General features: G+C 49.3%; 22 protein-coding genes and 1 other RNA gene. 4 read left to right on the forward strand and 19 right to left on the reverse strand.

Features of this window, described 5'->3' with window-relative positions; all coding sequences use genetic code 11:
• Positions 1-29: 29 nt before the first annotated feature.
• Together alaS and FB479_RS05615 are read right to left on the reverse strand one after the other, a co-directional pair.
• The gene (gene alaS / locus FB479_RS05610; protein WP_106656724.1) at positions 30-2,678 is read right to left on the reverse strand and encodes an alanine--tRNA ligase; all 2,649 of its coding nucleotides are present in this window, start codon (positions 2,676-2,678) and stop codon (positions 30-32) included.
• Positions 2,679-2,991: 313 nt separating this feature from the next.
• Positions 2,992-4,056 (reverse strand): AI-2E family transporter, encoded by a 1,065-nt coding sequence (locus FB479_RS05615; RefSeq protein ID WP_106656725.1) that lies wholly within the window; start codon positions 4,054-4,056, stop codon positions 2,992-2,994.
• Between the two features lie 380 nt (positions 4,057-4,436).
• Here FB479_RS05615 and FB479_RS05620 point away from each other — a divergent pair, with 380 nt between their 5' ends.
• Positions 4,437-5,123, forward strand: coding sequence for a TerC family protein (locus tag FB479_RS05620; RefSeq protein WP_106656726.1), 687 nt, complete (start codon positions 4,437-4,439; stop codon positions 5,121-5,123).
• 116 nt (positions 5,124-5,239) lie between these two features.
• Here the strand turns inward: FB479_RS05620 and FB479_RS05625 are convergent, their stop codons facing one another.
• The 7 genes from FB479_RS05625 to cymR form a co-directional block, all read right to left on the reverse strand.
• Positions 5,240-5,434, reverse strand: a complete 195-nt coding sequence (locus FB479_RS05625; protein WP_232030579.1) for a hypothetical protein — start codon at positions 5,432-5,434, stop codon at positions 5,240-5,242.
• A 27-nt stretch (positions 5,435-5,461) separates the two neighbouring features.
• On the reverse strand, positions 5,462-5,668 hold the full coding sequence (locus FB479_RS05630) for a hypothetical protein (protein WP_007717618.1): 207 nt from the start codon (positions 5,666-5,668) through the stop codon (positions 5,462-5,464).
• A 32-nt stretch (positions 5,669-5,700) separates the two neighbouring features.
• Positions 5,701-6,180: a PRC-barrel domain-containing protein gene (locus FB479_RS05635; RefSeq protein WP_017247593.1), complete on the reverse strand. Its 480-nt coding sequence runs from the start codon at positions 6,178-6,180 to the stop codon at positions 5,701-5,703.
• A 74-nt stretch (positions 6,181-6,254) separates the two neighbouring features.
• On the reverse strand, positions 6,255-8,516 hold the full coding sequence (gene recD2 / locus FB479_RS05640) for an SF1B family DNA helicase RecD2 (RefSeq protein ID WP_106656728.1): 2,262 nt from the start codon (positions 8,514-8,516) through the stop codon (positions 6,255-6,257).
• Between the two features lie 81 nt (positions 8,517-8,597).
• Positions 8,598-10,262, reverse strand: a complete 1,665-nt coding sequence (locus tag FB479_RS05645; RefSeq protein WP_142063200.1) for a methyl-accepting chemotaxis protein — start codon at positions 10,260-10,262, stop codon at positions 8,598-8,600.
• A 169-nt stretch (positions 10,263-10,431) separates the two neighbouring features.
• The gene (locus FB479_RS05650; RefSeq protein WP_142063203.1) at positions 10,432-11,577 is read right to left on the reverse strand and encodes a cysteine desulfurase family protein; all 1,146 of its coding nucleotides are present in this window, start codon (positions 11,575-11,577) and stop codon (positions 10,432-10,434) included.
• 209 nt (positions 11,578-11,786) lie between these two features.
• A complete protein-coding gene (gene cymR / locus FB479_RS05655; RefSeq protein ID WP_106656730.1) occupies positions 11,787-12,206 on the reverse strand; it encodes a cysteine metabolism transcriptional regulator CymR in 420 nt (139 codons plus the stop codon).
• Positions 12,207-12,303: 97 nt separating this feature from the next.
• Here cymR and FB479_RS30400 point away from each other — a divergent pair, with 97 nt between their 5' ends.
• On the forward strand, positions 12,304-12,477 hold the full coding sequence (locus FB479_RS30400) for a hypothetical protein (RefSeq protein ID WP_164724499.1): 174 nt from the start codon (positions 12,304-12,306) through the stop codon (positions 12,475-12,477).
• A 17-nt stretch (positions 12,478-12,494) separates the two neighbouring features.
• Here FB479_RS30400 and FB479_RS05660 read toward each other — a convergent pair whose 3' ends face one another.
• The 7 genes from FB479_RS05660 to FB479_RS30405 all read right to left on the reverse strand — a co-directional run bounded on the left by FB479_RS05660 (position 12,495) and on the right by FB479_RS30405 (position 20,307).
• Positions 12,495-13,853 carry a replication-associated recombination protein A gene (locus FB479_RS05660; protein WP_142063206.1) on the reverse strand — a complete coding sequence of 453 codons (1,359 nt, stop codon included), beginning with the start codon at positions 13,851-13,853 and terminating at the stop codon, positions 12,495-12,497.
• A 6-nt stretch (positions 13,854-13,859) separates the two neighbouring features.
• On the reverse strand, positions 13,860-14,615 hold the full coding sequence (locus tag FB479_RS05665; protein WP_106656732.1) for a tRNA threonylcarbamoyladenosine dehydratase: 756 nt from the start codon (positions 14,613-14,615) through the stop codon (positions 13,860-13,862).
• Between the two features lie 93 nt (positions 14,616-14,708).
• Positions 14,709-14,890: non-coding RNA, 6S RNA (gene ssrS, locus FB479_RS05670), on the reverse strand.
• A 50-nt stretch (positions 14,891-14,940) separates the two neighbouring features.
• Entirely contained in the window at positions 14,941-16,731 is a 1,791-nt protein-coding gene (gene aspS / locus FB479_RS05675; RefSeq protein WP_106656733.1) for an aspartate--tRNA ligase, read from the reverse strand.
• A gap of 24 nt (positions 16,732-16,755) precedes the next feature.
• Positions 16,756-18,030: a histidine--tRNA ligase gene (hisS, locus tag FB479_RS05680; RefSeq protein WP_142063209.1), complete on the reverse strand. Its 1,275-nt coding sequence runs from the start codon at positions 18,028-18,030 to the stop codon at positions 16,756-16,758.
• 488 nt (positions 18,031-18,518) lie between these two features.
• Positions 18,519-20,042 carry a coproporphyrinogen III oxidase gene (locus tag FB479_RS05685; protein ID WP_142064595.1) on the reverse strand — a complete coding sequence of 508 codons (1,524 nt, stop codon included), beginning with the start codon at positions 20,040-20,042 and terminating at the stop codon, positions 18,519-18,521.
• 94 nt (positions 20,043-20,136) lie between these two features.
• The gene (locus FB479_RS30405) at positions 20,137-20,307 is read right to left on the reverse strand and encodes a hypothetical protein (RefSeq protein ID WP_162837767.1); all 171 of its coding nucleotides are present in this window, start codon (positions 20,305-20,307) and stop codon (positions 20,137-20,139) included.
• 199 nt (positions 20,308-20,506) lie between these two features.
• Here FB479_RS30405 and FB479_RS05690 point away from each other — a divergent pair, with 199 nt between their 5' ends.
• Positions 20,507-22,363, forward strand: a complete 1,857-nt coding sequence (locus FB479_RS05690; protein WP_255438329.1) for an N-acetylmuramoyl-L-alanine amidase family protein — start codon at positions 20,507-20,509, stop codon at positions 22,361-22,363.
• Between the two features lie 240 nt (positions 22,364-22,603).
• Positions 22,604-23,098: a DinB family protein gene (locus FB479_RS05695; RefSeq protein ID WP_142064598.1), complete on the forward strand. Its 495-nt coding sequence runs from the start codon at positions 22,604-22,606 to the stop codon at positions 23,096-23,098.
• A 72-nt stretch (positions 23,099-23,170) separates the two neighbouring features.
• On the opposite strand, the gene FB479_RS05700 is transcribed toward FB479_RS05695, so the two are convergent.
• The 3 genes from FB479_RS05700 to FB479_RS05710 are packed head-to-tail and all read right to left on the reverse strand — an operon-like array spanning position 23,171 to position 26,410.
• Positions 23,171-23,722 carry a short-chain dehydrogenase gene (locus FB479_RS05700; RefSeq protein ID WP_142063215.1) on the reverse strand — a complete coding sequence of 184 codons (552 nt, stop codon included), beginning with the start codon at positions 23,720-23,722 and terminating at the stop codon, positions 23,171-23,173.
• Positions 23,723-23,749: 27 nt separating this feature from the next.
• Positions 23,750-24,187 carry a D-aminoacyl-tRNA deacylase gene (gene dtd, locus FB479_RS05705; RefSeq protein ID WP_142063218.1) on the reverse strand — a complete coding sequence of 146 codons (438 nt, stop codon included), beginning with the start codon at positions 24,185-24,187 and terminating at the stop codon, positions 23,750-23,752.
• Between the two features lie 51 nt (positions 24,188-24,238).
• The gene (locus FB479_RS05710; protein WP_106656737.1) at positions 24,239-26,410 is read right to left on the reverse strand and encodes a RelA/SpoT family protein; all 2,172 of its coding nucleotides are present in this window, start codon (positions 26,408-26,410) and stop codon (positions 24,239-24,241) included.
• Positions 26,411-26,675: the final 265 nt, after the last annotated feature.

Consider the following 26,675-nt stretch of genomic DNA (forward strand, 5'->3'; position numbering starts at 1 on the left):
CGATTATACAAATTTCTCGTGCAATCGCACTATTTCGCTACTGCTTGACTCTTTACGAAGTCAACCACTGCATCCAGTGCTTCTTGCAGCTTGGATGGGTCCTTACCGCCGGCTTGTGCCATATCAGGACGTCCACCACCGCCGCCACCGCAACGAGTTGCAACTTCCTTGATGATCTTGCCAGCGTGAATGCCTTGATCCATGAGATCTTTGGTTACACCTGCAACGAGGTTCACCTTGTCGCCATCGACCGCACCCAACACAATAACAGCAGAACCGAGTTTGTTTTTCAGCTCATCCACCATGCCGCGCAGATTGTCCATATCGACAGCGGAAACACGTGCAGCGAGTACATTCATACCGTCTACTTGTTGTAGTTTATCCGTCAAAGACGCTGCCTCGATGTTCCCCAGCTTTGCACGCAGGGACTCGTTTTCGCGCTGTACGTCTTTCAATTGTTGTTGCAGACCTTCTACACGTGCAGGTGCTTCTGCCAGTACTGGTGCTTTGAGTGCTTGCGCCACTTCTTTGAGCGTAGTGAACTGCTGGTTCAAGAACTGGTAAGCTCCGCGTCCTGTTACTGCTTCGATTCGGCGTGTACCTGCACCGATACCACTCTCGCTAACCAGCTTGAACAAGCCGATTTCCGCGGTATTTTTCACATGGCATCCGCCGCACAGCTCCAGGCTGTATTCGCCCACTTTTACAACGCGTACAACGTCGCCGTATTTTTCACCGAACAACGCCATTGCGCCCATCGCTTTTGCCTCAGCCAATGGTTTGTTGGAGATCTCGACACTCAGGTTTGCCCATACTTTTTCATTCACGATCGCTTCGATACGCTCCAGCTCTTCTGGAGTAATGGAGCTAATGTGAGTGAAGTCAAAACGGAGACGCTCTGGCGCTACCAAGGAACCTGCCTGATTGACATGCGTTCCCAGAACATCCTTGAGTGCTTGATGCAGCAAGTGAGTCGCTGTATGGTTTTGCGTGATAGCCAGACGTGCATCACGGTTCACTTCCGCGCGAACCTCATCGCCTTTGCGCAGGGTACCTGCTTCGACGATGACGGAATGTACATTTTGACCCATTGGTCCTTTTTGTACATCTGTCACACGTGCTTTCACGACATCAGAAATCAGGAAACCTTCGTCATTGATCTGACCGCCGCTTTCTGCATAGAAAGGAGTTTGGCTCAGAACGAGTTGTACGGTTTGACCTTCTTCTGCTTCTTCTACCAGCTGGTTGTCCAAAATAATCGCTTCAACTTTACCTGTTGCTACCAATTCAGTATAACCAACAAATTGGCTCGTAACCGTCAAATCAGACAATGGACCACCTTGGATTTGCATGCTGTCTACATCTTGACGTGCTGCACGTGCACGCTCACGCTGTTCTTCCATCGCTTGATCAAAGCCATCGCGATCGACAGTCAGCCCTTGCTCATCTGCGAAGTCTTCTGTCAAGTCAACAGGGAATCCATACGTATCGTACATTTTGAACACATCTTGACCAGACAGTTGTGTTTTTCCGCTTTCTTTTGCGGCCTTCACCATGTCAGACAGGATTGCCAGACCGTCGTTCAGTGTCTCGTGGAAACGCTCTTCCTCGGCACGAATGACTTTTTCGATAAACGCACGCTTTTGGACAACCTCTGGATAGAATTCGCCCATCATCGTGCCTACTGTCTCAGTCAAGCTGTACAGGAATGGCTTCTCTACGCCCAGCTTTTTCCCCATACGTACGGCACGGCGAAGCAGACGGCGAATGACATAGCCACGTCCTTCATTGGATGGAAGCGCACCGTCACCGATCGCAAACACAACCGTACGTGCATGGTCAGCGATAACCTTCAGGGCTACATCCATCTCAGGGCTTGTTTTATAGTTCACACCGGAGATTTCCGTGGTCTTTTCGATCAGCGGGAACAGCAAGTCTGTCTCAAAGTTGTTGTCTACGCCCTGGATGACAGACGCCATGCGCTCAAGACCCATCCCCGTATCGATGTTCTTCTTAGGCAGCGGCGTATAGGTACCGTCTGGATTGTGGTTGAACTGGGAGAATACCAAGTTCCAGACTTCCAGATAACGCTCGTTCTCCCCACCTGGGTACAGCTCAGGGTCGTTCGGGTCGTTGCCGAATGCTTCTCCACGGTCATAGAAAATTTCCGTGTTCGGTCCGCTCGGGCCTTCTCCGATATCCCAGAAGTTGCCCTCCAGTCGGATGATTCGCTCTTCTGGAACACCGATTTTCTTGCTCCACAGCTCAAATGCTTCTTCGTCCTCTGGGTGAATGGTAACGGAAAGCAACTCAGGATCAAAACCGATCCATTTTGGGCTCGTCAAAAACTCCCATGCCCATTCAATCGCTTCTTCCTTGAAGTACTCACCAATGGAGAAGTTACCCAGCATTTCAAAAAAGGTATGGTGGCGAGCAGTACGTCCCACATTTTCAATATCGTTGGTACGAATAGACTTTTGCGAGTTCGTGATGCGCGGGTTGTCCGGGATGATGCGGCCGTCAAAATATTTCTTGAGGGTCGCCACACCACTGTTGATCCACAGAAGGGAAGGATCGTCGATTGGAACCAATGGAGCGCTAGGCTCAATGCGATGTCCTTTTTCTACAAAAAAGTCGAGGAACATCTGGCGGATTTGATTGCCTGTCAGTTTCTTCATCTACATTCTCCTCATCTAAAAATAAAAAAAGCCCCCATCCCCTCAGGGACGAGAACTGATTTTCTCGCGGTACCACCCTGCTTACAGGCTAGCTACACGTATCTGAGCCAAGGCCTGTCGCTTAAGTGGCGTCTAACGGTGCCAAGCCGCCGGGTTTTGCCCGGTCTTAGGAGTAGCCTTCTGCTGCTCTTCTTTTGGTCGCTCTCTCAACCATGGAGCGCCCTCTCTGTAAAAGGTCTGCAACATACTCGTTCCCTCATTGATTTCACATAAATCACTTTGTCCATATTATAAATATTTTACCTGATCACTGTCAACTTTCATGCATCATGACAGCGATTCGGCTGACGATCACTTTGCAAACGACAAGAATCGGGACAGCAACGATAAGCCCGATGATCCCCCCTACAGTCTCCCCTACCAGCAGAGCCATGATAATGAGAAGCGGGTGCAAATGCAAAGAACGACCAACGATGTTTGGGGACAAAATGTTCCCTTCCACGATTTGAATGATGAGATTGACCACGATAACGAGTAATAGTGTCTTGGTGGAAATCGTAATCGCGATCACAACTGCCGGTGCCGCCCCAATCAAGGGTCCGATGTACGGAATGATGTTGGTGAGACAAACGAATGCAGCCAGCACAAAAGGATACGGCATACCGATCCACCAGTAGCCCAAGTATGCGAAAACACCTACGATCAGGGCCACAATCATTTGTCCATGTATGTATTTACCCAAGGATTCATTAATATCCCGCAGGACAATCAGAACTTGCTTCCGATAAGCCTTTGGAACAATCGACATCCCCGTCTCATGCAGTTGCTTCATATCCTTCAAAAAGTAAAAAGCAATAAACGGCACGATAGCAAAAGCAAACAGCTTTCCCATTGAATGACGAGCGTTTTCTACGAGTTTCGCTACTGAATGAGACATCCCCTCATTCGACTGGATGATCACCCGGTCTACACCCCTCGAGATGCTATCCGGCAAGAAATATTTTCGTGCCTCCCACTCACTCATCCATGTATAGTACCAATCCATCAGGCGGGGAATATCGTCTGACAGCTCCACCAATTGTTTTGTAAAAATAGGGATGGCGTTAATGATCGCAATGGTAATTACCAATACAAAAGATCCATAAATGAGCAGGACTGCCATTAAGCGCGGAACCCTTCTTTTTTCCAGCAATTGCACGATCGGATGGAGCAAGTAGGCGATGACGAGTCCCAATATGACGGGAACAAGCACTTCCTTTATGAGCGAAAACAACTGTGACAGGACTGGTCGGAGCAGCCAAAGCAGATTGCCGATGACCAAAAGTGCGATGAGCCAAACAGCAGCAGCAAATAGACGACTTCGCCGAAGTTCATCCACGTTCCCCAACTCCTCCCTATTTGCATACATCTTTTTTAGCTTGTCTCATTCACATAAATTTCATGTAACCTATTGACACACAATTTCGTGTTCAGTAGTATGTAATTACAAGAGGATATCTCCAAAGGGGAGTAGCTTTTTCGCAACATAGTCGTCATTACGGGATTTTTCCCCGGCTATGTTGGCAACATTTTCGTAAATGTTGTAAGCAAGACCTTTGCCGACCAGGTAAAAGGTCTATTTTTGTTTTTCAAACGACCTTTTCCTGTTCCGGGAAAGGTCGTTTTCTTTTTCGCCCCTTTACACACACTATAGGAGGTATCAAGAAAACGGCCAGCGGATTATTCGCTTCCAAAAATGGATTAGGAGGAGGAAGAGAAATGGATTTATTGTTAACACCTGAGTTCTGGACTGCATTACTCTCTATCGTTATCATCGACCTGGTGCTGGCCGGGGACAATGCCCTCGTCATCGGGATGGCTGCTCGTAACCTGCCTGCTCATCAACAAAAGCAAGCCATCATCTGGGGAACGGTTGGTGCAATTGTCATTCGTGCATTGGCAACACTCGCTGTCGTTTGGTTGCTGAAGATTCCTGGTCTGCTGCTTGTAGGTGGTTTGATTCTCATTTGGATCGCCCTCAAGTTGCTGATTCAAGATAATGGTCATGAGAATATGAAGGCAAGCGGAACACTTGGAGCAGCGATTTGGACGATTATTGTAGCCGACACAGTAATGGGCTTGGATAACGTTATCGCGGTTGCTGGTGCAGCACATGGTGATTTCCTTCTGGTAGTTATCGGTTTGATCATCAGTGTTCCGATCATGGTATGGGGTAGCACATTGATCTTGAAGCTGATCGAGAAATATCCGATCGTTATTTATATCGGTTCTGCAGTATTGGCGTATACCGCAGCTAGCATGGTAACGAGCGAGAAGTTCCTCACACCGTTCTTTGCCGCTTACCCTTGGGTGAAATGGGTATTCATCGTAGCTGTTGTGGTTGGTGTCCTGTTGATCGGACGCATGAAAAGCCAACAGCAAAAACGCTTGGCAGAACAACCTTAATGCAAAGCAAGGCTCCGTCGTTTCCGCGACGGAGCTTTTTCATGTATGTCGAAAAAAAAGCACCCGAACACAGTGTATGTTCGGGTGTTTATTTACGTTCCAATTCACATTTTGTGTTAACGAGTAACGGCACGCATCAGCTTGCGACCTGATTTCCACATACGCGTCACATCACGCATGGAGAAGGGCAACTGATTCCAATTCAATGAAAACCGACTGCGACGTCGCGGAGCCATCCAATAGCCAATGATTGCCACAATTCCGCTTGTGGCCAGAACCCGCAACAGGCCTCGAGTGAACAAGCGTGCCACCTCCATTGGTTTTACCGCTCAAATCCACTACATATTCAAGTGAGCGGTTACTGTCTGATCCTCAATAAACAGATCGTTGAGCGAATGCAAGGATCCGTCTTCCTCAACTTGGTAGACAGAAGCGATCTGCTCATTGGAAACGCTCATTTCTATAAAGCAGTTCCAGCAATAGTATTGATTGGTTCCAATCTTTCCTACGTCTTTGGAACTGCAATTCGGGCATATGACACGCACACGCTTTCCTCCCTTTCACGCCTGGCCACGAACTAGTCCGGCACGATCAGGTTTTCTTCCCCGACGATAACGGATGCTGGTGCAGGGAGGCGCTTTCGTCCTTCCGTAATATCTGCAAGCCAGCCATTCGATAGTTCGTACCCTACAAGTTTCTCCCAGTTGGCTGAAAAGTAAACATCTTCCAGCCTCCCCAAACACTCTCCGGATGCGGTAATCACCGCTTTTCCTTTTAGCTTCGTCTTTCCCGTCACAATGCCGACAGGCTCTAGTCCGGCGAGATGAGGTAAGGGCGTGATCGCGTCTTTTCCCGATACGGTAAGGCAGGACTCCCCGACCGCATGAATATGTTCGGTAGGAATATAGGTACCTGATTGGAACCAGCCCTGTTCGCTCAGCAAGACTCCTCGTACATGCCAAGTGGAGTCGCAAAGAATGTCACGCACGGTTCCAATCGTCTCCCCTGTTTGAAGGCAAACAACTGGCAATCCGACTGCATCCATTGCCTTGCGCATGTGGGACATCCCCCTTCCGCCTTGTTAGTATCAGGCGAAATGGACACGTCCATTCGGCGCAAATGGTTCCAACTTCACTCTTGCTTTAGCCGTTCTTCCAGGTAACTGTACCGTACCCCCTCCTCATCAGACTCTACAGCTGCACGGAACGCATCCGGCTCTCCACACATGATGAGGAATGATTTGCTCCGGGTAATCCCGGTATAGACCAGCTTACGTCTGAGCATACGGTAGTAGCTTTTGACAAACGGCATGATCACAATCGGAAATTCGCTGCCTTGAGACTTATGAACCGAGCAGCAGTAGGCAAGCGTCAGCTGATGATAATCCGAACGCTTGTACACCACTTCCCTGTTATCAAAGGCAGCGACCAGCATCTCCTGGTTCTCCGCATTTTCATTCGGGAAAAAGATGGCGACGATCTCACCCATGTCACCGTTAAACACCTGTTCTTCAGCATTGTTCACCAATTGCAGGACCTTGTCTCCTGTACGGAAAGTCGTCTCTCCGAAAGTAACTTCACGCTTTTGCGGCGTTTTCGGATTAAACAGCTCCTGCAATTCTTCATTCAACCGGTTCACACCGGCATTACCTTTATAGATAGGGGCTAATACCTGAACATCTTTTGCCGTATATCCTTTTTTTACGGCTCCGAAGCAAATTTGTTTCACTGCTTCCGGAACTTCTTGTGGCAAACTTGTGAAGAATCGCCGATCCGGGGTGGTGTGAAGCAAATCTGCCGGTACATTCCCCTTGCGTACATCATGGGCCAACCGAATAATAGTGGACTCTTCTGCTTGCCGATAAATTTCTGTCAGCTGTACCAACGGTAACAATCCAGATCGAATCATATCCAGCAGGACGTTGCCTGGTCCTACGGACGGCAACTGGTCAGGGTCTCCTACCATGATGATCTGCATGTCATCCGGGACCGCACGAAACAATTGATTTGCTAACCAGATATCGACCATGGACATTTCATCCACAATTAATAGCCGGCCACGGATTGGATGCTCCGCGTCATGCTCGAAGCTCTCCCCTTTGTAACCGAGCAAGCGATGGATGGTCATTGCTGGTAAACCCGTAGTCTCTGTCATCCGTTTTGCTGCACGTCCAGTAGGAGCCACAAGAACGATCGGGAACGGATTTTCTTCGTTGTATTTTTTCAAGTCCAGAGACAATCCATGAAGCTGAGAAAAAACACGACAAATCCCACGAATGACTGTCGTTTTCCCCGTACCAGGTCCCCCTGTCAAAAGCATCAGACCTGCTTTGATCGCCTGTTCAATGGCATCACGCTGCGTCTGGGCATACGTAATCCCCAGCTCATCCTCGACCGCCCCTAACGCACGGTAAAACTCCGAAGTCGGGAACGTACCGAATTCATCCCGCGCAGCGAAGTGACGCAGTCTTTTGGCAAGACCGAGCTCGGCAAAAAACAGTGAGGGCAAATACACCCGCTCATCTTCCCAGGCAATTTTGCTCGACACAAACAGGGCTTCCACTGCCAGTTGAATATCGTCTCCAGAAAAGTCGTGCCCCCCGCACTCTTCGAGAAGGCGCAGCGTTTTTTCACAGAGCTCCTCCACAGGCAAATAAACATGTCCTTCTGAATACGAAGCCTCCTGCAAGACAAAGAGAGCCGCCGCCTTCACACGTTCTTCTGAGGAAGCAGCGATTCCAGTAGCTCGTGCAATGTCATCTGCCCGCTTAAAGCCGATTCCCACGACATCCTCAATCAACCGGTAAGGCTCTTCCTTCAACACAGTCATCGTTTCCAGCTTGTAGGTCTGATAAATACGCAGCGCCATGTTCACACCAATGCCGAAGTCGTACAAGAAAACCATGGCACTTTCCAAGGAACGATGCTCGACTACAGAATCATAGATCGTTTTGGCACGTTGTTCAGAAATGCCTGGTACCTCAGCCAATCGCTCCGGGAAGTCCGCGATAATCGATAGCGCATCTACACCGAGCTGCTCGACAATCCGTTTGGCCATCTTCTTTCCGATCCCTTGAAACAAGCCACTGGCTAAGTATCGCTCAACCCCGGCCAATGTTTTCGGCGTTTCACGTTCATAGCGCTTTGCTACGTACTGCTGGCCAAAACGAGGGTGTGTCTTCCATTCACCGTAAAAGGTGTACAGCTCATCTGGATGCGGGCGAGGAAAATTACCGACAATAATGACCTCCGATTCTTTAATCGATTCGGTAGTCTCTTCTATCTTAAGACGGATAACTCCGTACCAGGTTTCTTCCTTGTAAAAAATTTCTTGAGAAACAAATCCTCGAATGTAGGTTTCCGCAAACAGCGAGATTGACTGCTGCTCGTCCATCTAAACGCCTCCTTACATAAAAAACCGTTCCAGAAAGGAAAAATCCACTTTTCTTGAAAGTGGATTTCTCATATGCTCGTCTTAAATTGTAAATCGTTTTACTTGTTCTGACAACTGCTCGGCCATTTTCGCAAGCGTTTCGGATGCCGCTGTCATTTCCTCGGACGTTGCTGACTGTTCTTCGGACGCTGCTGCTACTTCCTGTGTATCTCTTGCCGCTGTTTCCGCAAGTCCAGCTATTTTTTCGGAGTGACTCACCAATTGGACTGTATCGCGATGAATCGCTTGAGCAGCATCGTTCATGCGATGTACTTGCTGGCTGACGTCTTGAACGGCTACCAAGATTTGTTGGAAGCTGTCTCCTGCCTGGGCCACTCCTTCGCGTCCATCCTGTATAGCGACTGCAGTCGTTCCCATTTCCGATACTGCCGCGAGAATATCTGTATGGATCGTATGAATCAAGCCTGCGATCTCTTCTGCAGCCTCACCCGATTGCTCAGCCAGCTTACGCACCTCTTGGGCCACAACCGCAAAGCCTCGTCCCTGTTCCCCCGCCCGTGCAGCCTCGATAGCAGCGTTCAAAGCCAATAGATTCGTCTGGTTGGATATTTGACGAATGGTCGTGATGATTCCGATGATTTGCTCGGATTGAGAGCCAAGCTCGCGGATCACCTGCTCTGTACGACGGGCATGATCTGTGATTTGATCCATTTCTAGTACGAGTTCTTGCAGCTTGCCTTCCCCAACCTGTGCCAATCGATTTGCGTCTGTCGCATCAGCATTTACTTGATTGGTCGAGGCCGCGATGAGTTGGATATCTCCACCGATGCGAGACAAAAAGCGTACTGTATCCGTTACCGTTTGTTTTTGTTGTTCGGAACCTGTAGCGATTTCCGAAGAAGCCATGGATATTTGTTCGGAAGCACGTGCACTTTCTGTCGCACTCGCTGTTAATTCTTCCGAAGCTGCCGCGACCTGTTGGGCTACTCGCTGCACCTCGTTGACCATGCGGCGAAATACCCCCATCATCTCGTTGTACATCGACGATAATTCCCCAAGCTCGTCCCGGGAACGTACAGTCACTTGCGTGGTCAAATCTCCTGTCTCTGCACGCTTCATTGCCAATACCAAATCTTTTAGCGGTCGAACCAGCTTGTTGACAATAAAAATTCCTGTGACCAGCGCTAAGGTGGCACTCACCAGGTTGAGGAGAAACATCATCGGACGGCTGCTCTCAATTGTCGTTAGCAAATCATTTTCGTAGCTGCCAATAGCTAGAATCCATCCGTTTGGCAGCTGCTTATACGCCGCCACTTTGGTAGAGCCTCCGAATTCATATTCGATCCAGCCGTTTTTTTGAGCGAGCATGACTTGCGTGAATTCTTCATTCGCCAAAGAGGTATTCTCGACTTTCGGGTCTGGATGAAAGATGGCGATTCCACTCGCATCCAAGATATAGGCGTAGCCAACCATGCCATTTGGCTTGTAATATTTTTCGGCCACCTCGCGTGTTATTTCGTTAATTTTCTGTCTGTTCCCCTCATTCATCGTTGCATCTTGAGCGTAAACAGCCAGCTCTCGTGCCTTCATTTCCGTTATGTATTGCAAATCAGATACAGCCAGCTTGTATAGCGCGCTGCGTGCATTTTCAAATTGGATATAGCCGACGACCATTAATGGAAGCATGGTTAGGATGAGTATCGTAAACACCAGTTTGTAGCGAATAGAGTAGCGTCTGGCCAACATGAAAGTCCTCTCCTTATCGGGTGATCCGGATTATATAGTTCTTCAGGATTAGTACTACAGCATCATTTTACCATCCTCTTCCACAATTCACCACAAACTCCAATAAGAAACCCGCTTTTGCTCAAACGAAAAAACCGCTTGGCTTCCTCCAAACGGCTTTCATCCTTCGTTATTCGCGTACCAAGCGCTTTACAATCGCAGCAACCGCTGTAGCAGCCTGCTTCGCCTCTTCCACTGTATTCGTAATCCCAAAGCTGAAACGAATGGCTGAATGCGCAATCTTCTCGTCCAAGTGCATTGCTTTTAGAACGTGTGACAGCTCTAATGATCCGGATGTACACGCTGAGCCACTGGCTGCTGCAATCTTGGCGATATCCAGATTCATCAGCATGGTTTCTGTATGGGCACCAGGGAAGGACACATTTAAAATATGGGGCAATGCCTGCTCGCTATGTCCATTCAGGCAGAACGTAATTCCTGCTTCCTGCCAGACTGCAATCATCGCTGCTTTCATCTGCTCATATTTTTCAACCCGCTCGGCCATTTCCTCGCCAGCGACCTTTGCCGCTTCGGCAAAGCCAACAATCCCGGCCAGGTTTTCCGTTCCCGCTCTGCGTTTGCGCTCTTGTGAACCGCCGTGCAATATCGGGGAAAACGGAACCTTACGCGCTAAATACAAAGCGCCGACTCCTTTTGGACCATTAATTTTATGGGCGGATACCGAGAGCATATCAACAGGCAGCTTCCGTGCATGGACAGGAAGTACACCAAAAGCCTGTACGGCATCCGTATGAAAAACAATCCCTTTTTCACGCAGGAAGGTTCCCATTTCCTCGATTGGCTGGATCGTTCCTACTTCGTTGTTTCCGTACATAATGGACACCAGAACCGTATCCGGGCGAACCGCTTGTTTCAGGTCTTCCAAGCGGACCATGCCTGTCTGATCAACAGGCAAGTACGTCACTTCAAATCCAGCCTGCTCCAAAAATTCACAAGCATGCAAGACTGCATGGTGCTCGATTTGCGAAGTAATGACGTGACGACCACGTTCGCGCTGTGCCATTGCAGCACCGATGATCGCCATATTGTCGGCTTCTGTCCCGCCACTTGTAAAGATGAGCGATTGCGGATCAGCATCCATAAAGTCGGCAATCGTATCTCTCGCCTGCTCCAACGCTTTTCGCGCTTCGCGACCTGCACCATGGACACTGGATGGATTCCCGAATACTTGAGTCAAATAGGGAGTCATAGCAGCAACTACACGTGGATGTACCGGCGTAGTAGCTGCATGGTCAAAATACAATAGATCTGACAATGCTGTCACCTTCTACAACTTATAGTGCGTGTTCAAAAAGTCGGCTTTTTAGCACCGAGAAGATGGCGAGAACCGAACGAAGGAGGAGCGGAGTGTAGGTAATCTACATGAGCACCGGACTTCGGAGGTGAACGCCATATTCGATGTCGAATGAGCGTTCTGAGCTACTTCGTGATCAAAAGACGACTTTTTGAACAACCTCTTAGATTCTAGATGTAAAACATATAATTATCGGCAGGACCATCGTCTTCAAAGCTGATCAAGTCTTGAAGGGAAGTCGAATCCAGAACAGCAGAAATACTATCCCGAATACGCAGCCACAAATAACGCTTAGCCGGATCTTCTTCCTCTGCAAATTCCACAGGACTGATCGGTCCTTCCAGCACGCGAATCACATCACCAGCAGAAATCTCATCCGGCTGCTTCGCCAGAACGTAACCGCCATATGCGCCACGAATGCTTTTTACCAAACCCGCGTTACGCAGAGGCGCAATCAATTGCTCCAAATAATGCTCGGACAAATCGTGTTTTTGGGCGATGCTCCGTAGTGAAGTCGGCCCTTCTCCGCAACGGTTGGCCAATTCCATCATGATCGTCAGCCCGTAACGTCCTTTCGTCGAAATCTTCACGTTAACAACTCTCCTCTTTGTATCGGTAATACGCGCCCGCCCTCTACATGTCTTCTGTATCGTGGGACACACTAACATCTTAGGGGGTGATATGCAGATGACAACAAACAAACGCTCGGAACGAGGTCCCAACCACCCGTCCGACACCTTGTACGACCAACCCGCAGGCACGATTGCTCACAAAGCCCGTTACGGTGCGAGTGAGCAGAGCAAACAACCGAATGAAAACGGTGATTTGCCCAATAAACCAGGCGGTAATGTCCGCACTTAAAAATGTTAGCTCCCCCATTATTCGGGGGAGTTTTTCCTTGGCAACCCACGTCCATCCATCTTCTGTCTTTCTTCCTGGAAGCGGCGAATGTGACGCTCATAGCCGTGATCCTTTGGCTGGTAGAACGAGTAGTTTACACCGTCAGGCAGATACTGTTGAGGTACATACCCATATGGATAGTTATGCGGATACAGATATCCCTGACCGTGTCCCAGCTTCGCAGCTCCCTTGTAAGCAGAATCTCGCAGATGAATCGGTACTTGCTTGTGACCATCCGTTCGGATGCGATCCAACGCAGAATTAATTCCGTTGTAAGCGGCATTGCTTTTGGGAGCGGTTGCCAGGTACGTCGTCGCTTGTGCTAAAGGGATACGCCCTTCAGGCATCCCCACCAATTCTACCGCCTGAAAGCAGGAAATCGCAACTGTGATCGCTTGCGGGTCAGCATTTCCGATATCCTCTGAAGCCGAGATGACCAAACGGCGAGAAATGAACCGTGGATCTTCTCCGGCATCGATCATTCTCGCCAACCAGTAAAGAGCTGCGTCCGGATCAGAACCACGAATGGATTTAATAAAAGCAGAGATCGTGTCGTAATGGTTGTCCCCACTCTTATCGTAGCGTACAGCCCTGCGCTGAATGGATTCTACGGCGACGTCCAACGTCACGGTAATTCGTCCATCCGCTCCTGGTTGTGTCGTTGTCACCGCCAGTTCCAATGCGTTCAGCAAACGTCTGGCATCCCCTTCCGCGTATTGAATCAAATGCTCTGCCGCTTCCGGTTCTACAGTGACAAATAGCTCCGCCAATCCGTTTTCTTCATCAGTAAGTGCCCGATCCATGACCTGCTTCAATTCCTCATGAGAAAGCGATTGAAGGGAAAATACTTGTGAACGCGACAAAAGCGCCGGGTTCACCTCGAAAAAAGGATTCTCCGTCGTAGCGCCGATCAAAATGATCGTGCCTTCCTCCACATAAGGAAGAAGGGCGTCCTGTTGGGATTTATTGAAGCGGTGAATCTCGTCTACGAACAATGTTGTCCGCTGACTGTCCATGACGAGCCGCTCCTTTGCCGCATCTACCACTTTGCGGATGTCAGCGACACCAGCCGTAACGGCATTTAACTCGGAGAAATGCGTGCGTGTGGTTCGGGCAATGACTTTTGCCAGCGTTGTTTTCCCTGTACCTGGAGGTCCGTAAAAAATGACAGAGGACACTTGATCTGCTTCAATCGCGCGTCGGAGCAGCTTTCCAGGAGCCAAAATATGCGATTGTCCGATCACATCTTGAATCGATTGCGGCCGCATCCGCGCAGCCAATGGCTTCTGTTTGCCCCCACTCTGCTGGTCGTAGGCAAACGTGAATAAATCATCCATGTTCCACTATCCTTTTACAGGCTGCCACTCCAAAATATCTCTTGCCACTACACTGGCCAAAATTAAACCAGCTACAGAAGGCACGAAAGCATTGCTTGCTGGAGGCATCCGCACTTTGCTAATCGGTGAATTCGGGTTAGAAACGATTTGTTCGCGTACATCTACACGTACGGTTACGGGAATCTCACGGGAATAGACAACTTTTACCCCTTTGTAGATACCGCTTTTCCGCAGCTCACGTCGAATGACCTTTGCAATCGGATCATAACTCGTTTGGGAAATATCGGCAACCTCAAAACGGGTTGGGTCCATTTTGTTGGCCGCACCCATGCTAGAAATAATAGGGATATTGCGACGCTTCGCTTCCTTAATCACATGGAGCTTCGCGGACATGGTATCCATGGCATCTACGATGTAATCCAATTCATGCTCAAACAGCGCATTCGCTGTTTCTTCATTGTAGAACATATGAAGTGTTACGACCTCGCACTCTGGATTGATCGTCGCGATACGCTCCTTCATGAGCTCAGCCTTTTTTTGACCCACTGTGTTCAGCGTCGCATGGATTTGGCGGTTGATGTTCGTAATGTCTACTACATCCTTATCCACCAAAACGAGCTTGCCTACACCTGTACGCGCCAGTGCTTCTACTGTAAAGGAACCGACTCCGCCAATTCCTAAAACAGCAACGCGGCTATTTTTCATTTTTTCCAAACCTTCGGGACCGAAGGCCAATTCACAACGAGAAAATTGATGAAGCATATTTCGTGTCACCTTTCATTCGCAAGCGAGATTATTGTGGTTGTTCAACACGGACTTATAGTCAATCGGAAAAGTAGGATTGAAGTAGAAAAAAGGAGCCCCATTATGCCGTGTTGCTCCTTAGTTTTGAACCTGCACATCGCAGGTGGGTGTCTTGCCGAACTGTTACAGACGTCCACTCTAAGGAGGCATGCCTTTACAATCACGGACGAAAAACTCCCTAAACAAACTTTGTGGCTCAAAACTATCGGATGTCACGAGCATCGCAGGGCTTTCATCATAGTATTACCAATGTATCAAAGAGCAATGCAGTTACGCAAGTCGATTACGCTTCTCCCTTTTCTTCTTCTGTGACAACTGTTGCAATGGACAGCTCTTTCAATTGCTTTCCGTCTACTACATCTGGAGCGTTTACCATCAGGTCGCTCGCACTTGCTGTTTTCGGGAATGCGATGACTTCACGCAGGTTGGTGCGGCCAGCCAAGAGCATAATCAGGCGGTCCAAGCCGAGAGCGATTCCACCGTGTGGAGGTGTACCGTACTCGAATGCATCCATGAGGAAGCCGAATTGTTTCCGCGCCTCTTCTTGTGTAAAGCCAAGCGTGGTAAACATTTTTTCTTGCACCTCGCGCTTGAAGATCCGCATGGAACCTCCGCCGAGCTCATATCCGTTGAGAACCATGTCGTACGCTTGTGCGCGCATTTGACCTGGATCGGTGTCGAACAGGTGCAGATCTTCGTCTTTTGGACGTGTGAACGGATGGTGCAGGGCAACGTAGCGTTTTGCATCCTCATCCCACTCAACCAGCGGGAAGTCTACTACCCAGAGGAATGCGAACTGGCTTTGGTCAATCAGACCAAGTTCAGCACCCAGCTTGGAACGAAGAGCACCCAGTGCATCTGCTACTACTTTTGGTTTGTCTGCAACGAACAGGAGCAAGTCGCCTTCTTCTACCGCCAAGCGTGCTTTCATCTCGTTCAGTTCTTCTTCTTTAAAGAACTTCGCAATTGGCCCTTTGACTTCGCCGTCTTTGAAGCCGATCCAAGCCAAGCCTTTCGCGCCATAACGGGAAGCGAATTTGCCCAGGTCGTCTGCTTCTTTACGGGAGTAGTGTCCGCAACCTTTTGCGTTGATCGCTTTTACTTGTCCGCCGCCAGCTACTGCTGCTGCAAACACTTTGAAGTCACTTGTCGCAACCAGATCAGATACGTCTGTCAGCTCCATGCCGAAGCGTACGTCTGGTTTGTCAGAACCGTAACGCGCCATTGCATCCGCATACGTGAGACGAGGGAATGGAGTCGGTACGTCTACGCCAACTGTTTGCTTGAATACGTGAGCGACCATCTTTTCCATCATTGGCAGGATTTCTTCCATAGACAGGAACGAGGTTTCAATGTCCACTTGGGTAAATTCAGGCTGACGGTCAGCACGCAGGTCTTCGTCACGGAAGCAACGAGCGATTTGGTAATAGCGCTCCAAACCGGATACCATCAAAAGCTGTTTGAACAGCTGTGGCGATTGCGGCAGTGCGTAGAACTCGCCTGGATGCACACGGGAAGGCACGAGATAGTCACGTGCGCCCTCAGGAGTGCTCTTCTGGAGAATTGGAGTTTCTACTTCCACGAAGTTGTTCTCATCCAGGTAGTCACGGAATGCTTTCGCTGCTTTGCTGCGCAAAATCAGGGAGCGCTGCATTTCTGGACGGCGCAAGTCCAGGTAGCGGTATTTCAGACGAACTTGTTCATCTACATCGATCTCGTCTTCAATCAGGAACGGAGGCGTTTTTGCATCGTTCAGGATTTCGATTTCAGAGATGTGCACTTCTACTTCGCCGGTTTTGAGCTTCGGATTGACTGCTTCTGGTGCACGGTTCACAACTTTCCCTTTTACAACCAGAACGTATTCGCTGCGTACCTTGTCAGCCGCTTCCCAAGCTTCTTTGTTGTACTCTGGGTTGAATACGATTTGGACGATACCCGTGCGGTCACGGAAGTCGATGAAGATAACGCCTCCGAGGTCGCGACGCTTTTGTACCCATCCGTTCAGTACGACTTCCTGCCCAACGTGTGCTGTTGTTACTTCTCCACCATGTACGGTGCGATATTGCCAAGACATGATCATTTCCCCTAACGATTTGTTTTATTGATTTGCTTTTGCAGCGAGTACCGAGACGAGTTCCTCGCGTTTCACTTCTTGTTGCTCGCCTGTTGCCATTTCTTTTAGAACAACCGTGCCATTCGCTAATTCAGACTCACCGATGATCGCCGTGAAGCGAGCCTGTAGACGATCTGCTTGCTTTAGCTGTGCTTTCATTTTTCGATCCAGATAATCCAGCTCAGCTGCAACCCCTGCTTGGCGCAATTGGTCAACGAGTACGAACGCTGTTGTTTTTGCTTCTGGTGTCTGAACTACTACGAAGCAGTCAATGCCACCCGAGATCGGCAATTGAACACCTTGCTTTTCCAGAGCCAACAGTAGACGCTCGATACTGAGTGCGAAGCCGATGCCTGGCATATCGTCGCCGCCCAGCTCTGCAACCAGTCCGTTGTAGCGCCCACCGCCGCAAAGCGTTTCTACCGCACCGATCTCCGCCATTTTGATTTCAAATGCGGTCAGTGTGTAGTAGTCCAAGCCGCGAACCAGACGCGGATTTACATGAAACGGAATATCCAGTGCGGTCAAGTAGTCTTGCACTGCTTTAAAGTGAGCTGCGGACTCTTCACTCAAGTAGTCCAAAATGGACGGAGCATCCATTGTCAGCGATTTGCACTTTTCATTTTTGCAATCGAGCACACGCAACGGGTTGCGGTCAATACGAGATTGACAATCCTCACACAGCTCGGTGCGAACGCCGTTCAAATGTGCGAGCAAATGCTCACGGTGACGCGCCCGGTCTTCTCCTGTACCTACGCTGTTCAATTCCACAGAAAGTCCTGTCAATCCGAGCTCCTGATACAGACGAATCGCAAGGCCAATGACTTCTGCATCGATCGCTGGATCGCTTGAACCGATCGCTTCTGCACCGAATTGGACGAATTGGCGATAGCGGCCTGCTTGCGGACGCTCGTGACGGAACATCGGTCCCAGGTAGTACAGCTTGGTAGGCTGATTAGGCACACCGTACAGTTTGTTTTCCACGTAGGAGCGAACAACGCCCGCGGTCCCTTCTGGACGCAACGTGAGAGCATCCGTACTGCGCGGATTGGCTACACTGTACATTTCTTTTTCCACGATGTCAGTCGTCTCGCCTACACCCCGTTGGAACAACTCTGTGCTCTCAAACAGCGGCGTGCGAATTTCCGCGTAATTGGAGCGGCGACACAGATCGCGGGCCTTGGCCTCCACGTAGTGCCACAGCTCTACAGTACCAGGCATGATATCCTGCGTACCGCGTGGGATCTGGATTCTTGTCATTCCTCTCGAACCTCCATGTCTTTTCAAAAACTCGGGCTAAAGCCAAACCTCCAGGATCAAGGAACTTATTTATCGTCAAATAAAAAAGCCCCTCGCCTCCTGACATTTAGCAATTCGCCGCATGTCAGGGACGAGAGACTGGTTATACTCCCGTGGTGCCACCCTGTTTGAATAGCCCTACATCACAAAAGGCTATCCCACTTATTAGCCGTTAACGCCGGCACACGCCTGCCAGTTACTGGGGAAAGAGATTTCTTTCAGCCGTTCACTGCGGTCTTCAGGGATGTCATTCACCAAGCCGTTATACGAAAGCACTCTCAGCCACGGCGCTTTCTCTCTGGGCATCCGGTTCCTGGATACTTGTTCCCGTCATCAGATCATTGTCTATTCAATAAAAAAGCTTAATGTGAATCATAGCAAACCCGCCAACAGCCGTCAACAGGCGCTTGAATAAAACTTTTTTTATTAACTACAAGTATATCCATCACTTACTTGTCAGATACCTGTCCAGCTATTCTCGCACCCGAATAAATCTCATTCAAATCACGGAGCTTGTTTTCGACTAGAACCTTGTACGTGTCATTGTACGTTTTCGGGTCCTTTGGATTCGGAAAGCGCGTCAGCTTGCCGCTTCCTGGAGCCATCAGCTTGGATACCGCACCACAGCCGAGACCGAGGATGGTTTGTACCTCTTCCATGATCATGATGTTGTAGATGCTCTCCTGCCCTGGCTTGGCATACCCGACATTCTCCAGATTTCCCAAAATGTTTTTCTGACGATACAAATAATACGGGGCATAGCCGTTCGCCGTTGTCCACTCGGAGGCCATCTCCATCATCTTGCTGATCTCGTCGCGACTGGCTACCTTGTAGCGGTCTTTGTTCTGCGTCATCTCAGATGCTCTCTTGAAAGACAGTGTATGAACCGTCAGAGAGGCAGGCATCAGCTTTTCTACCTCTTGGAGGCTGTGCGCCAGCTCGGCTACGCCTTCGTTTGGCAGCCCGATGATCAGGTCCATATTAATATTAGTCAAGCCCATCTCCATAGCCAGATGGTATTTCTCAATCGTCTCTTCGACAGTGTGATGACGTCCGATTGCCTGGAGCGTCTCCTGCGTGAACGACTGTGGATTAATGCTGATCCGATCCACTTCCCACTGCTTCATGACATCGAGCTTTTCGCGTGTGATCGTGTCGGGTCTTCCCGCCTCAACGGTCAACTCACGCACATCTCCCATGTGTGGGAAGGAACGATGTATCGTCTCAAACAGCTGGTTCATGTCATCTGCGGTAATACTTGTAGGGGTTCCGCCGCCGAAATAAATGGACGTGATCCGTTGGTCATTCGCGTGAAGCCACTCCCCCATCCGCTCTATCTCGTAATGGAGACCTTCGAGAAACGGATTAACCGAAGCCGTATGACTGCGAATCGCGTAAGCAGGAAACGTACAGTACGCACACTTCGTCGGACAAAATGGGATGCCGATATATACCGATAGCTCGCGGTCAATCTGATACAAATCAGGCACGACGTAGAGCTGCTTGTCTACGATTTCTTGCAAAAGCTTTAGCTTGTATGGACGCAAAATCACATCCTGCTGCAATCTCTTGTGCGCTTCCTGTCTGTCTACACCAGCGGCGTTCAACTGATGCAGCAGTTTTGTCGGGCGTATCCCGGTCAAAATGCCCCAGCCTTGCTCCATACCCGTGTATTCTTCCAGCATCAATAACAGCGCATAGCAAAGAGCCTGCTTGGCCGTCTTTTTCATCGCTTTTTCATCACGTGCTACGTAGTCTCGCTCCACCTGATGAGAGATGCTTCGTTTGCCATCGTATAACTCACCCGAAGCTACGACTCCATTTTCATGCACGGTCAATGCCAGCTTGATTTTTAAATCAGCCTCACCTGTCCACACGGGCACAAAAGCGAGCGCTGGATCTTCATAAAATAATGCGAGAATTAAGGAGAGTTCCCGCTCGAATGCGTGTCCCTCACATATGATCTGTATCATGGAGTTCACCTGCTTTTTCAAAAATGCCACTCCTCATCATAGCCGACGAGAATTACTCGGGTCAACTAGACAAGTTGTGGCATCGTGTGCAAGGTTACTTTCGTTTTTGCCGAGGATGTTGGATATCCCGCAAGCCTGGATGAAAATCTTGGGCCATTTCCACATTTTGCAGTGACGTTTCTTTCTCCAAATCGTCTTGAAAATCAACAGACAAAAACTGCCGATTCAATCCTTGCGCGAATGTTTCCTTCTTTGACTGTCTCACGATGAATTCCTCCTGATAAGCTGCGTGCGCTAGCGTCTAGTAAAATCTAGTATTGCCTAGCCTGCCAAAAAGCAATCAGGCAACCCATGCAGAACTTTGTCGTTTTTTGCAGGAAAAAGCAGGAGAAATAGCGAAGTGATTATTTTGGCAAAAACATGAAAATCGCAAGGAATTCAAAATGCTACGTATTTCGGAAAGGATGTCTATCGTGTTTGTTCGTCAAAAAATCCTGAGGAGTCTCCTGACTGTCGTCTGTGCCATTTCCCTCCCCGTTTCTGCAGCTTGGGCCGCCGGTTCTGTTCAGGTCACCGTGGACAAGCTCAATGTCCGTTCAGGTCCTAGCCTCCAAGACGCTATCGTCACTACACTGCCGAACAAAACTGTGCTGCCCGTCATCTCCTCCAAAAATGACTGGATTCAGGTAAAACTTCCGAACGGCCAAAGCGGTTGGGTAGCGAACTGGCTCGTCAGCACACAGCAGCAACAACAGCCACAACAACAGAAACCAGCAACTGCATCTGCCAAGCAAGTGGAGAGCACCACAACGAATCTCAATGTTCGTTCTGGACCCGGTCAGACGTACGCAGTCGTACAAACAATCAATCCAGGTACTCGCTACCACATCGTGCAAAAAAGCGGCGAATGGATCGAAATTCAACTCAACGCAGGAACAAAAGGCTGGGTCGCAAACTGGCTTGTAAAAGAAGTAGGTGCGGGACAAGCTGTTTCTCCTCCCTCTACAGGCATTACACCTCCAACGACCAATCCTGCGGGCTCAGGCTCACAACCGAAGCCTCCTGCCGTACAAGGAGCCAGCCTAACCTTGGATTTCGCTCCGTACGTATACGCCACGCCAGATGCCAGCACACCTGCTATCGGTCAACTACATGCGGGCGAGAAAATCACGGTCTTGAACAGACAAAATGGCTGGATTCAATTCCCTTACGATGGAGTCAATGCTTGGCTCTCCACCGATCAAACCAACCCGAACACAGGTCAACCGACTCTGCCCGAAAATGGAAATGGAAGCACGCAACCTCAGACTGGGCAACCATCTTCTTCAAGTCAAAGCGCCACAGTAAAAACGGACGGATTGAATCTGCGCAGTGAACCAAACACAACCAGTGCCATTCAAGCTACACTTCCAGTCGGAAGCAAGCTTACTGTTTTGGAAAAACAAGGAGACTGGTACCGCGTCAACACGGCGGCCGGAAAAGCTGGCTGGGTGGCAGGCTGGCACATTACGGTGAATCAACCAAGCATGCCTACTCCGAGTGGACCATATGTGACGATCATGAATCCAGATACCAATGTTCGTTCTGGTCCGAGTACCGATCACGATATTATCAAACAGGTACAGCCTGGTGAGAAATACGGGATTGCCAATAAATCAGGCGAGTGGTTCCAAGTAAACTTCCCTGACGGCTCCACAGGCTACATTGCAGGTTGGCTCGTTTCTGCTAATGGAGCGCCAGCCGTGGTACGCAGTAATGATCTTGCCGGCAAAGTCATCGTCGTCGATGCTGGTCATGGTGGTACAGATGGTGGTTCGACTGGCTCCAGCTTCTCTACTTTAGAGAAAACGGTCAATCTGCAAGTATCTCTGCTCCTGCGCAACAAGTTGGAATCGGCAGGTGCCAAAGTCATCATGACACGGGCTGATGATCGCAAGCTGACCCTGCAGCAGCGCGTCGACATCGCGATTCAAAATCAGGCTGATATTTTTGTCAGCGTCCATCATAATACGCATCCAAACTCAGCAACGAATGGCTCGATTATTTTCTACTACAGCCAAGGTAACTCTAGCAAGCTCGCCTCCCTGGTTCAAACGGAACTGGTGAAAGCGACGAACTACAAGGACATGAATTACCGGTACGGAAACTATTTCGTTCTACGCGAAAACCCGGTGCCATCCATTTTGGCAGAGATCTCCTTCTTATCCAACTACAACGACGAGATTCGCGCACGTTCCGAGAAACAGCAGGATCTTGCAGCGGAAGGTCTGTTCAAAGGGATCGTCCAGTACTTTAATACACAAAGCAATCAGGGAGGCTGATCCCTCGCTTACCAAAACCCCCATGCGAAAGAAGGCTGGCTCAAGCCCTCTCGTATGGGGGTTCTTTTATAGCGCACCCGATCACATCAAGGCAAGGCAGGCAGGATTTCCCAAAGGATTTGCGAATATCATAAGGCATCGAAAGGAGTGATGACGGATGAAAAATAATCACAACATCAGCAATCGCACGGTAGGGACGCAGGTGATCACAAGTTAACCTTTGAAAATGGAGTGATTTCTATTAAAACGATGTTTGAGTACAATTGGATGGTTCGTGAAGAATGGCTGAAATGGTGCGAGGATGTCCCGATGGAAGAATTGCTTCGTCCGCGCATCGGGGGTGTCGGTGGAATTTTGCACACACTCTTTCATGTCATTGATGTAGAGTGGAGCTGGATTCAAGTCATGCTGGGAAGGCCGGATTTCCAAGAAAGCTTCGACCTGCACAACCGGTTGGAAAAAGTCCGTGAGCTGGAGGCGACTTTTCGCCCGGATGTGCTTCAATTTTTGAACAATTGGGATGAAAATATGGAAACAAAAGCGTTTCAGGATGCGAAACCTGACGGCAGCATCGCTACGTACACATGGGGTGAAATTTTGCGGCACATGATCGCTCATGAAATCCACCATGTCGGACAGCTATCAATATGGGCTCGAGAAATCGGGAAAAAGCCGATATCCGCAAACCTGATCGGCAAAAATCTGATCCTCCCTTCAACCACTTTCATTCACTAACCCAATCAGTACTGAAACGACAAAAACGATTGCATACGGCAATCGTTTTTGTTTTTGACTTTTCCCTCCGTATTAATACGCCGGGCGTTTTTCCCACGGCTCAACTTGACCGACGATCGTTTGCCGTTCAGTTGTTTGCAGAGCGTCAATCACCCCAGCTGCAATTTCATCATTCGTCAGCCAGCGTGAATGCTCACCTGCACATGTAAACCCGAGGATGACCCGTCGATATTTACAAACTTCTGATGCAAGTTCTGTCGGTGGATTTTTCCAAGCACCGCTCCCACACACATGCAGCAGTTGCCAGCGTTTCTCAGGACGCGATAGTTCTTCCACGATCACAGGCAGTGCATGCGGTGCAGTCGAATGAATCCACGCGACAACCACATCCATCGGCCCTCTCTTCTCTATGAGATCGGCCATAGCTTGACGTAAGCCGTCTGTCTGGTGATAGTCTTGAGGCAACACATGAATCGACTCTGGATGAGTTGAACCGTCTCTGACACTTCTTAATTTGACTGGATCACGGCCAAGCACGGTTACTTGATAACCTTGGCGAGCCAGCCATCGGGAGACCTCTGTAAGCATGCCACTCGCACCGATCACCAATGCTTCTTGGGTCATGGTTTCATTCCCCCCAGATGGTTGTGTTTATGATTCCACAATCAGTGTGACAGGACCATCATTTAACAGACGTACATCCATCATGGCGCCAAAGCGTCCTGTTTCCACCTGGAGCCCTTTTTCACGCAGCTTGGCGTTAAACAGCTCGTACAACGGTTCAGCCTGCTCTGGACGTGCGGCAGCCATGAAGTTCGGTCTTCTGCCCTTTCTGCAATCGCCATACAACGTAAATTGTGATACGGACAAAATTTGACCACCCTTGTCTAAAACAGAGAAGTTCATTTTGCCTTCCTCGTCTTCAAAAATTCGCAAGTTCGCAATTTTGTCTGCGACAAATTCTACTTCTTTTTCTGTGTCTTCATGCGTAATTCCTACCAGCAGCATTAACCCGTGATCAATTTGTCCGACGACTTCACCTGCTACGGTAACACTCGCTTCTCTCGTTCTTTGTACGACAACCCTCACACTGACTCATCCTTCCTGTTAGCTAAACAAGAACACCCAATCCACGAGGGATCAGGTGCTCAGTATCCGGCGAACCGAATAAATATCTTTGATGCGCTTAATGCGCTCTACTACTTTCAACAGATGATCCACATTGCTAATCGAGATGGTCATATGAATTGTTGCCACTCGATTTTTATCGGACTTGCCACTGACAGCCGCGATGTTCGTTTTTGTCTCTGCCACAACCTGCAATACATCGTTTAACAGTCCGCTCCGATCATTGCCCGTGATCTCGATCTCTACATGGAAATTATGTTTGAAATCGGTATCCCATTCGACATCAATCAGACGCTCTGTACATTCGTCTGTCAGTACGTTCGGACAGTCCAGTCGATGCACGGATACCCCACGACCTCTCGTAATGAAACCGATAATCTGGTCGCCTGGGACAGGTGTACAACAACGAGAAATACGGACGAGCAAATTATCCAAGCCACGGACTTTGACGCCAGACTCACTCTTGGCAGAACGATTTGCTGGGTTCGGTTTGACCTCAGGAATGGTCGGGTTTTGTTCTTCGCGCTCCCGACGGAGTTTGTCTAGGAGACGAGTCGCAATTTGCGAAGCCGTAATGCCGCCATAGCCGACTGCGGCAAACATGTCTTCTGCCCCTTGGAAATTAAACCGGGCTGCCGCTTCCTTCAGGTTCGCTTCCGTCATCGCTTCTTTTACATCGAAGCTGCGCGACTTGATCTCCGCTTCCACCATCTGCTGACCTTTGGCGACGTTCTCTTCCCGCTTCTCTTTTTTAAACCACTGCTTAATCTTATTGCGGGCGTGTGCGGATTTGGCCATCTTTAGCCAGTCCTGACTAGGACCGTAGGAATGCTTAGAGGTCAGTATCTCGACGATATCGCCTGTTTTCATCGCATAATCAAGCGGTACGATCTTGCCGTTCACTTTGGCGCCAATCGTTCTGTTCCCTACCGCAGAGTGAATCCGGTAGGAGAAGTCCAGCGGTACAGAGCCTTTTGGCAGCTCGACTACATCACCTTTTGGCGTGAAAACGAAAACCGTATCGGAGAAAAGATCCTGCTTGAGACTCTCCATGAACTCTTGCGCGTTCGGAGCTTCCTCCGATCCACCTTCGATAATCTCCCGCAGACTGCCCAGCTTCTCTGCAAACGAGCCTTGCACGATGCTTTTTCCTTCCTTGTACGCCCAGTGAGCCGCGATCCCGATCTCTGCTGTCTGGTGCATATCCCACGTGCGGATTTGCACTTCCAATGGCTCACCTTTTGGCCCAATCACTGTAGTATGAAGAGATTGGTACATGTTCGTCTTCGGCATGGCAATGTAATCTTTGAATCTGCCTGGCATCGGCTTCCACAGGGTGTGTACGATACCAAGAACCGCATAACAGTCGCGGATGTCATTCACGATGATCCGCAACGCAAGCAGGTCATAAATCTCGTTGAACTGCTTGTTTTGTCTCGTCATCTTTTTAAAGATGCTGTAGATATGCTTCGGACGTCCCGAAATTTCTGCCTCGATGTTTAACTCGCCCAGCTTTTCCCGGATTGTATCCGATGCTTCATTCAGGTAGGCTTCGCGCTCCACCCGTTTCTTTTGCATCAAATTCACAATCCGATAGTACTGTTGCGGATTCAAATACCGAAGTGCCGTATCTTCCAGCTCCCATTTGACGGAAGCGATCCCCAGGCGATGGGCAAGTGGTGCAAAGATTTCCAGCGTTTCATCGGAAATCTCGCGTTGCTTCTCCTCGGACATGTGCCGAAGCGTCCTCATGTTGTGCAGACGGTCAGCCAGCTTGATCATGATGACGCGAATGTCCTGTGCCATGGCAACCAGCATCTTGCGGTGGTTTTCGGCGAGCTGCTCTTCTTTGGACTTGTATTTAATTTTTTCCAGCTTGGTCACTCCATCTACCAGAAGAGCTACATCCGGTCCGAACTGCTCACGGAGATGATCAAGCGTAATCTCGGTATCTTCCACGACATCATGCAAAAATCCAGCCGCAATCGTAACGGCATCCATGTGCAGGTTTGCGAGAATACCCGCCACAGCGATTGGGTGCATAATGTAAGGGACGCCTGATTTGCGTATTTGCCCTTCATGCGCTTTTTCGGCAAGCTGATAGGCACGTGTAATCAGGTCCAAATCCGATTGTGATAAATAGGTGCTTGCTTTTTTTACTACCTCATCAATGCCGGTAATCATAGTTCCCTTCCCTTATCCTCTCAGTAAAATAACCTCAATCGAGGCCTTCTCACGGAGGAGCGACCGCATTATAGCGGAAAGTTTCACCGAAGTATTGCCGGAAGCAGACGCTGAGGCACTTCGTGATGCGCTCCGGAAAGTTTAAGCCTGGACGCATTTCGCACCGTGAAGCACTTGAACTTTCCTATACGTCTAGAAAACTTGGGCGTTGCCAAGCCTTTTGGCGCAGGCGAAGGCTTACTTGCACGTATCATGTCTGTCTATT

This window comes from Brevibacillus sp. AG162, assembly GCF_006715575.1.
In the GTDB taxonomy this organism is placed as follows: domain Bacteria; phylum Bacillota; class Bacilli; order Brevibacillales; family Brevibacillaceae; genus Brevibacillus; species Brevibacillus brevis.

Coding starts and splice junctions, on each gene's coding strand:
- FB479_RS05635 (WP_017247593.1), bottom strand. CDS start 6,180: ATGCGCAAGGCAATGGATGCAGTCGGATTGCCAGTTGTTTGCCTTCAA.
- FB479_RS05700 (WP_142063215.1), bottom strand. CDS start 23,722: ATGACCCAAGAAGCATTGGTGATCGGTGCGAGTGGCATGCTTACAGAG.
- FB479_RS05665 (WP_106656732.1), bottom strand. CDS start 14,615: ATGCTTCATCAATTTTCTCGTTGTGAATTGGCCTTCGGTCCCGAAGGT.
- FB479_RS05620 (WP_106656726.1), top strand. CDS start 4,437: ATGGATTTATTGTTAACACCTGAGTTCTGGACTGCATTACTCTCTATC.
- recD2 (WP_106656728.1), bottom strand. CDS start 8,516: ATGGACGAGCAGCAGTCAATCTCGCTGTTTGCGGAAACCTACATTCGA.
- alaS (WP_106656724.1), bottom strand. CDS start 2,678: ATGAAGAAACTGACAGGCAATCAAATCCGCCAGATGTTCCTCGACTTT.
- FB479_RS05685 (WP_142064595.1), bottom strand. CDS start 20,042: ATGATACAGATCATATGTGAGGGACACGCATTCGAGCGGGAACTCTCC.
- FB479_RS05690 (WP_255438329.1), top strand. CDS start 20,507: ATGTCTATCGTGTTTGTTCGTCAAAAAATCCTGAGGAGTCTCCTGACT.
- aspS (WP_106656733.1), bottom strand. CDS start 16,731: ATGTCTTGGCAATATCGCACCGTACATGGTGGAGAAGTAACAACAGCA.
- FB479_RS05645 (WP_142063200.1), bottom strand. CDS start 10,262: ATGTTGGCCAGACGCTACTCTATTCGCTACAAACTGGTGTTTACGATA.
- hisS (WP_142063209.1), bottom strand. CDS start 18,030: ATGACAAGAATCCAGATCCCACGCGGTACGCAGGATATCATGCCTGGT.
- FB479_RS05660 (WP_142063206.1), bottom strand. CDS start 13,853: ATGGATGATTTATTCACGTTTGCCTACGACCAGCAGAGTGGGGGCAAA.
- FB479_RS05710 (WP_106656737.1), bottom strand. CDS start 26,410: ATGATTACCGGCATTGATGAGGTAGTAAAAAAAGCAAGCACCTATTTA.
- FB479_RS30400 (WP_164724499.1), top strand. CDS start 12,304: ATGACAACAAACAAACGCTCGGAACGAGGTCCCAACCACCCGTCCGAC.